Consider the following 7,703-nt stretch of genomic DNA (forward strand, 5'->3'; position numbering starts at 1 on the left):
AAATACTACATTCATATACAAACAGAATATTCATACGTACGTCAAGGCGAAATTTGTTTCCGTCGGCCGCATTCCTGCGTATATGAAGAGTTGAATTCACTGGAGAAATGCCTCATGGACGACAGCGAAGACGAGCGCTACCGCGCGCCGGCGCTCGACAAGGGGCTCGACATCCTTGAGCTGCTGGCCGGCGTCGACGGCGGCCTGACCCAGGCCGAAATCGCCAAGAAACTCGACCGCAGCCCGAACGAATTCTACCGCATGCTCGACCGGCTGGTGCGGCGCGGCTATGTCACGAGGCTCGACGGCGACCGTTATTCGTTGACCCTGAAACTATTCGGCCTGGCGCAACTGCACGCTCCGGTGCGGCGGCTGGTTTCCTACGCCACGCCGCTGATGCGCGAGCTGGCCGAGACTTCGCAGCAGGCCAACCAACTCGTTGTTTTTGATCGTGGTTCCGCCGTGGTCATCGCCCAGCAGGAGGCGCCGAACTACTGGGGCATCTCGATCCGGGTGGGCTCCCACATCAGCCTGTTCGACACCGGTTCGGGCCATGTACTGCTTGCCTTCCGCTCGCAGGAGGAGCGGCAGATGATGATCTCCGAACACGTCCGCAGCACCGACAAGACGGCGCAATCGACCGAGTTCTTCACCCGGCTCGACCAGATCCGTGACCGTGGCTACGAGATGATGGCCTCGATGCAGACCGCCGGCGTCTTCAACCTCTCGGCTCCGGTCCGCAGTTCCGACGGCAAGGCCATCGCCGCCCTGTCCATTCCCTACATTACCGTGGTCAATGCGCCGTCCGCGCCCGATATCACCAGGACGATCGAACTGTTGCTGGCGACGTGCGAGAAGCTATCGCATCTGGCCGGATCGGCTGTAGGATCTGCAGCATAGATTCTTATTTGAATGAAGAATTCCTCCGTGAGATAATTTGATAAAGCCAATTGGGGAGGAGCTCCAGTGATCATCGACACCCATCTGCATCTCATCGATCGCTCGGCCTTGCGCTATCCATGGCTTGCCGGCGTGCCGCCGCTCAACCGCGATTTCTCCTACGAGGACTATGCCACCGAGGCGCAGCGTGTCGGCGTCGAGCGCGTGCTGCACATGGAGGTCGATGTCGATCCGGCTGACATTGAAGCCGAGACCGCACGGGTGGAAGGTCTGTCGCGACAGGCCGGCAGCATGCTGGTCGGGGCGATCGCGTCCTGCCGCCCGGAAGACGCGGATTTCCCGGCCTATCTCGAAAGGCAGCGGGCAAATCCGTTCGTCAGGGGTTTCCGCCGCGTGCTCCATGTCATGCCCGACGATCTGTCTGAAGGCGCGGTGTTTCGCGACAACATCAAGCGGCTTGGCGGCCTCGGCCTGACTTTCGATCTTGTCGTGCTGCCGCACCAGATTCCGAAAGCAATAGCGCTGGCCGACCTCGCACCCGACGTCCGGTTCGTTCTCGACCATTGCGGCGTCCCCGACATCAAGGGCGGAGCCGAGCATCCCTGGCGTGAGCATATGAGCGAGATCGCAAGGCGTCCGAACGTCATGGCCAAGATTTCCGGTGTGGTCGCCTATGCCGATCCCGGCAGCTGGACGGTCGGGACGCTGCGGCCCTATGTCGAGCACACCATCGCCGTGTTCGGCTGGGACCGTGTCGTGTGGGGCAGCGACTGGCCGGTCTGCACGCTTGGTGGCGGCTTGTCGACCTGGGTGGCAGCGACCCACGCACTGCTTTCCGGTTGCAGCCTCGCGGAGCGCGACAGCTTGCTGTCGGGCAATGCCCGCAAGCTTTGGCGGTTGGAATAGTCGGTTTGCCTCGGCGTCTCGCCGGGGCGTGGTCCAGACGTTCTGCTCCGACCGGTCTCGTTCAGGCTCCCCCACCGGCAACGCCGGACGCATGCATCGCAGAACTCTCCCGGAACAGGCTGATGAGATCGGCGATGACCCGGGCTCCTTTGTGCCCGGAAGTCATGCCGGACAGGATGCGGTCGGACGCTGCCTGCTGGAACGCCATGTAGCCGTCATGGCGCGGCCGCACCCATGCGCCCTCCAGCGTCGCGCGCGTGCCGCGATAGAAATTGTCGGTCGCGGCATTGACGATCTGGTCTTCCCATGCGGCAGCATGGCCTGGCTGTCCGCCGGCGGCGGCGTAGGGACCGCGCTGGACATCGCCGCTGGCAACCCAATAGGCGAAATCCGTCGCCGCCTCCTTCGCCTTGGAAAAGGCTGACACCGCAATGCCCGTGCCACCGAGCGCCGAGCCGATTGGGCCGTTGGAGCCGACGGCCGGGATGTCGGTGAAGGCCAGCCGGTGTGCGCGAAACCCCGACATGGCGTAGGAAACGTAGCCATAGATGAGTGGAGCGCAGACAATGCGGGAACCGGCCTCCGCCATGCGTTCCGAAACCGCGATCGGATCCATCTCCAGACAGCCCGGTTCGACCAGCGCGGCGATCTCTCGCATCATTTCGAAGACCTCGCTGCCGGTCTCGCTATCGATGAGATCGCCGGAGGGATCGGTGGCGCAGGGATATCCGAGATTGCCGGCAAGCGTGTAAAACACCATCAGCGCATGCGGCGGCCGCAGCGGCAAAAGCACGCGGCCTTGCCGGGCGAGTTCGAGCACCTCGCTCCAGCGCGCCGGTGGTGCATCGAGCGCGTCCGGCCGCCATGCCTGGACCTGGCTGGCCGCATCGATCGGAAACGCCCATTGCCGCCCTTGCCAGGCATAGCTCGGATAGGACTGGCCGGCGCTGCCCGAGGCGAGCGCTGCGCGCTCGGCCTCGCGGCCGGCGACATCCAGCGGCGCGAGGCAGCGTTCCGCCGTGATCTGGCCGACATGCGGATGGTCGATGACGATCAGATCATAGGCGCGCGCCAGTTCCTCGACCGGGAAGGATTCGAAATCCTGCAGCGAGCGCTGGTCCCAGTGGATGGCGACGCCGGTCTTCTGCCGCCAAAGCGATGAGCAGGCGACCATCGGATCATAGCCGCGCGGATGGCTCCAGGTCATGCCCTTGAGCGTAGTCACAGGCCGAACTCCTCGCGGATCGCGGCACCGTGCTCGCCGATGCGCGGCGCGGCGCGATCGACCTTTGCCCTGACACCATCGACCCTGAGCGGCGAACTGGTGGTGAGGATCGAGACATCGTCCTCGCGCGTCACCGTTTGCAGCATGTCGAGCGACCGAAAGCCCTCGCTGGCCAGCATCTCCGGCCAGGTCAGCACCTTGGCGCACCAGATGTCGGCCGGCTCGAGAATATCAAGCCATTCGTCGATGGTTTTGCTGGCGATCCTTTGCGCGATGATCGCCTTGATCTCGTCGCGCGCGGTGAACCACGAAGCCGGTCTGTCGCGATAAGGCGCCAATTCATCGAGGGACAGCAGGTCGGCAAGTTTCGGGATCGGCGTCATGGCGATGGCGAGATAGCCGTCCTTGGCCGGGTAGACGCCGTAAGGCGCCGAGAGATAGGCGTGCGCGCTGCGAAAGCTGGAGCGCCTGGGCAAGCGGCGGCCGTCATTGAGATGTGTCGTCAGCACCTCGAACTGGAAGTCAACCAGCGCTTCCAGGAGGCTGGTTTCGATATGGCTGCCCTGGCCGGTGATGCCGCGCCGCACCAGCGCGGCCAGAATGCCTTGCGCGCAGGCGGCACCCGCCAGCATGTCGCCGATGGCCAGTCCGAAGGGCACGGGTCCCTGGTCCTCGTCGCCATTGAGCCACATCACGCCGGAGCGGGATTGCGCCAGCAAATCCTGCCCGGGCCGCTTGACCCATGGGCCGTCCTCGCCATAGCCGCTGATCGATGCGTAGACGAGCCTCGGGTTGATCTTGCTGACGGCTTCGTAGTCGAGGCCGAGCCGTTCGATGACGCCGGGCCTGAAATTCTGGATAAGCACGTCGGCCTTTGCCAGAAGCCCGCGCAGCGCCTCGAGATCGGTCTCGTTCTTGAGGTCGATGGCGAAGCTTTCCTTGGCGCGGTTGATGGCGTGGAAGATGGTGGAATCGCCGCCGATCTCCGTGTCGCTGAGATAGAGCCGGCGCGACAGGTCGCCGCCATCCGGGCGCTCGATCTTGATGACGCGCGCACCAAGATCGAGTAGCCGGAGCGAGCAATAGGGTCCGGACAGAAACTGGCTCATGTCGACGACGACGAGACCGGCGAGCGGCAAGTCGGCTGCTGCCGGCATTTTCATTTCTCCGTCTTGCCGACGAAATCGGCCGGGTTGCGGTACTTCACCGTCTGCAAGTGCTCGCAATAGAGGACCAACTCGCCTTCGCCCTTGAACACTTCGTAGCTGGCACGGATCAATCCCATCTTTTCGTAGCGCGGCTTCTTGTCGAGGTTGGAACGGATCGAATAGATCGTGTCACCGATAAAGACAGGCTTGATGAAACGGAGCTTGTCATAGCCATAGGAAAAGGCGTTGACGCAGTTGGTGGCGACCAGCCCCAGCCCCGCCGAAAAGACGAAAGCGCCGGCGATCAGCCGCTTGCCGAAAATGCCTTCGCTTTCGGCGAACATCTGGTCCTGCACATAAGGGTGGATGTCGAGCACCAGCGTGTTGAAGAGGTGGCTGTCGCCCTCCGCCATCGTGCGCCGCAAAGAGCGGATTTTCTGGCCGACCGGCCAGTCCTCGTAGAACCAGTTCTCGGCGTTCCACACTGGCAGCGCCGCGTGCGCCTCAGGCATGTTTTTGGGGTAGGTCGAGGCGATGCCGACGGTGGGCGCGAAGTCGTTCATGGCCGGCTCCGGCAGTCGCTCATGAGGCTTAGGCCAGCCATTTGAACACGCCTCAAAGCGCCGGACCGCATGACCTCTCCTCCGCCAATCTTCTTTTGTAAATAGTATTTTCACATATGGGGCGACGTTGCAAGCGAGGGCGGGCGAAATTTTGCCCAATCCCGCGCGGTCGGGCGCGGGCAGGGCAAGAAAGGAAATCATGAAAAGGGATTGCCTGATCCTTGCGGGTCGCCTGAACCGGGAGGTGCCTTTTTTCAGCGCGCAGGCCTGCTGACGGACACCGGCCCCACTATCGAGATCGGCACGCCGATGTGCGTCAGCATCGTGCGCCAGTGCGCCCGCGAAGACCCCGGTACAATGGTCGGGCTCAGGCCTGTTGTATTGCCGAGAGTTTCCAGTTGGAGCCATTCTGACGGGTGAATGTCCACAGCTCCGTCGTCTCCGTCGGATGGTCGTCGTCGCCCTCGACGACCTTGCCGCTGCCCCGTTCGCGCATCACGTCGCGGGACTCGTAGCGCAACGCGGCCGTGGCGTAGTCGCGGTCATCCTCGCGCCAGCTTTCCGCGATGTCGGCCTGCAGCAAGGTGATATCCGAGACCTCGTTCCTGAGACCTTTCTGGGCATTGTCGGCCAGCTCTTCCGAGAGATAGGACACCATCTCGGGCGTCGTCGCCCGCCGCAGGCCGGCATGGTCTTCGCGCCCGAATGCTTCCTGGACATCGGTCAACAGTTTCTGGAATGCGTCGAGGTCGCTCTGGGCCAGGGTGATCTCCTCGGGGACATCAGCCGGAGAGCTTCCGCCCGAACCACCACCAAAGCCGGGGATTGTGAATGAGCCGGCCGTTTGCTGCTGTGCAGGAGCGCGGTTCTCAAATCGCGGCGCCTGGGCATTGCCGGCACCGGCGAGCGCCGGGGCAGGGCCCTGCGCCGACTGCGAGCGGAAGAAGCGGATGGCCAGCATGATCGCGCCACCGATGAGCAGGGCCTGAAGCAGGAAGCCGAACATGCCGGCCAGACCGCCGAACCCTTGGCCGACGAGCAGGCCGATGAGGCCGCCGAGCAACAGGCCGCGCATCATCGTTCCGCCAAAACCGCTCATGAAGCCCGGCCGCTGTGGGCCGGCCTGCGGCTGCCGGGTGGCAGCGTTCACACCGGTGTTGGGTGTCATCGAACGCTCGACGGGAGCGGTCGGCGCCGGCGCGGTCCTGGTCGGCGGCGCCGACTGGAACGTGCGCGTGCCGCGACTGCCGAAACTGCCGCCGCGCCGAGCCTCGGCATGATCGATCGCGATCATGGAGAATGCAAGGAACAGTCCGGCAAACAGGGTTGCAAATCGGCTGGTGCGAGACATCATCGGAGATGAACCTTTATCGGTGTGGTTTTTTGGACATTCCAGCGGGCGCCGGGCGTCATGCCGTCAATCGAACAATTCTTCGAAGAAGGATTTCTTCCGCTTGGGATAGCGATGGCCATGCGAGCGCGAATAGTCGTCATCGCGGCCGTGTTGCGGCTGGGAGAAGGCTGCCGGCTGTGGTGGCGGCGCAGGCGACGCCTCCCTGCCGGAACGCTCGATGATCTTGTCGAGTTCGCCTCGATCAAGCCAGACGCCACGGCACTGCGGACAATAGTCGATCTCGATACCCTGGCGTTCGCTCATCACGAGCGCGACGCGGCAGGAGGGACAAACCAAACCAAGGAGGGAAGATGTCATACGGGGCTCCAGACCGAAAAGATTGAGCCCGTTTGACCGAAAAAGGTGGAAACGGGCCCGTTAAAGCGGTCCGACATCACAATCACCAGAAGCGATCGTCAGAGGGGCCCGGCCCGCACCAGACAATTAGGAATGCGGGGCCAGGCCTTCAAGGGTGATCTTGCCGGCTAGAATGATTTGTCCGCCGCTGCCGTCGCTCAAACCGTTACGGCGATCTTGCCGAACTGCTCGTTCGATTCGAGATAGCGGTGCGCCTCGACGATCTGGTCGAAAGCAAAGGTCCTGTCGATGATCGGCCTCAGCGCCCCCGTCTCCAGGCCTTCAAGGATGAACGCCTTGGCGATCTCCAGCTTCTCAGGGGCGCCGGTGATCTCGTGCACGAGATAACCACGCAACGTCAGCGTCTTGCCCAACACGGCAGCCAGGGGGAACGGCGTCGGCTCGGGGCTCAGCCCGCCATATTCGATGAGAATGCCGCCCTTTGACATTGCCGCTGCCAGCGGCTCGAAGATCGGACCGGCGATTGCATCGAGCACGACGCGCACGCCTTGCGCTCCCGCGATCTCGCTCAGCCGTTCGACGAGGTCTTCCTCGGCCAGGACCACAACATGCGTCGCGCCGGCATCGAGCAAGGCCTGCTTCTTTATCGATGTTCGCGTCACCGCGATCGCTGTCGCGCCAACCTTGTTGGCGATCTGGATCGCGGCAAGCCCGACGCTGCTGGAGGCCGCGGTGATGACGACAGCGTCTCCACTGCTCAGTCTGGCGATGTCGATCAGGGCGCCATAGGCGGTGAGATATTGCATCCAGACAGCCGCCGCTGTCTGCCAGTCGAGCGACGGTGGGTGCTTGACGATGAGCCCGGCGCGATAGGTGACCAACTCGCCGTAAGCCGGCCAGCGCGCCATCGATTGCGGCGGGATGACGCTGACGGCGTCGCCCGGGACGAAATCGTTCACGCCTTCGCCTACCGTTTCGACGACGCCCGCCGCCTCGAGACCAAGCCCGGACGGCAGGGCGGGCGTCTCGATATAGTTGCCCGCGCGCAGCAGTGCTTCGGCACGGTTGAGGCCGAGCGCCTTGACGCGAATTTGAACCTCACCGGGACCCGGTGGAGGAAGGTCGATATCCTCGATGCGCAGGACTTCGGGACCGCCATGCTGATAGAAGCGGACAACACGTGCCATTCGGGTTACTCCTAATTATCTGAACCGAATGAGCTATGCAGCCAAAGGTTTTATGGATAAATG

The 7,703-nt window shown here is 63.2% G+C and carries 8 protein-coding genes; 2 read left to right on the forward strand and 6 right to left on the reverse strand.

Annotated features, from left to right (window positions below; translation table 11 throughout):
• The first annotated feature begins 114 nt into the window (after positions 1-114).
• Together C1D09_RS23670 and C1D09_RS23675 are read left to right on the forward strand one after the other, a co-directional pair.
• Positions 115-900, forward strand: a complete 786-nt coding sequence (locus C1D09_RS23670; RefSeq protein WP_095771266.1) for an IclR family transcriptional regulator — start codon at positions 115-117, stop codon at positions 898-900.
• Between the two features lie 66 nt (positions 901-966).
• A complete protein-coding gene (locus tag C1D09_RS23675) occupies positions 967-1,806 on the forward strand; it encodes an amidohydrolase family protein (protein WP_143976559.1) in 840 nt (279 codons plus the stop codon).
• Between the two features lie 61 nt (positions 1,807-1,867).
• Here C1D09_RS23675 and C1D09_RS23680 read toward each other — a convergent pair whose 3' ends face one another.
• The 6 genes from C1D09_RS23680 to C1D09_RS23705 form a co-directional block, all read right to left on the reverse strand.
• A complete protein-coding gene (locus C1D09_RS23680; RefSeq protein WP_143976565.1) occupies positions 1,868-3,013 on the reverse strand; it encodes an extracellular solute-binding protein in 1,146 nt (381 codons plus the stop codon).
• A 14-nt stretch (positions 3,014-3,027) separates the two neighbouring features.
• On the reverse strand, positions 3,028-4,188 hold the full coding sequence (locus C1D09_RS23685) for a CaiB/BaiF CoA transferase family protein (RefSeq protein WP_143976560.1): 1,161 nt from the start codon (positions 4,186-4,188) through the stop codon (positions 3,028-3,030).
• Positions 4,189-4,190: 2 nt separating this feature from the next.
• Positions 4,191-4,742 (reverse strand): MaoC family dehydratase, encoded by a 552-nt coding sequence (locus tag C1D09_RS23690; RefSeq protein WP_143976561.1) that lies wholly within the window; start codon positions 4,740-4,742, stop codon positions 4,191-4,193.
• Between the two features lie 367 nt (positions 4,743-5,109).
• Positions 5,110-6,096: a Tim44 domain-containing protein gene (locus tag C1D09_RS23695; protein ID WP_143976562.1), complete on the reverse strand. Its 987-nt coding sequence runs from the start codon at positions 6,094-6,096 to the stop codon at positions 5,110-5,112.
• Positions 6,097-6,159: 63 nt separating this feature from the next.
• Complete coding sequence (locus tag C1D09_RS23700; protein WP_143976563.1) at positions 6,160-6,453, reverse strand: TFIIB-type zinc ribbon-containing protein; 294 nt, start codon at positions 6,451-6,453, stop codon at positions 6,160-6,162.
• Between the two features lie 197 nt (positions 6,454-6,650).
• Entirely contained in the window at positions 6,651-7,640 is a 990-nt protein-coding gene (locus tag C1D09_RS23705) for a zinc-dependent alcohol dehydrogenase family protein (protein ID WP_143976564.1), read from the reverse strand.
• Positions 7,641-7,703 lie beyond the last annotated feature (63 nt).

The sequence above is a fragment of the Mesorhizobium intechi genome (assembly GCF_002879535.1).
Taxonomy (GTDB): domain Bacteria; phylum Pseudomonadota; class Alphaproteobacteria; order Rhizobiales; family Rhizobiaceae; genus Mesorhizobium; species Mesorhizobium intechi.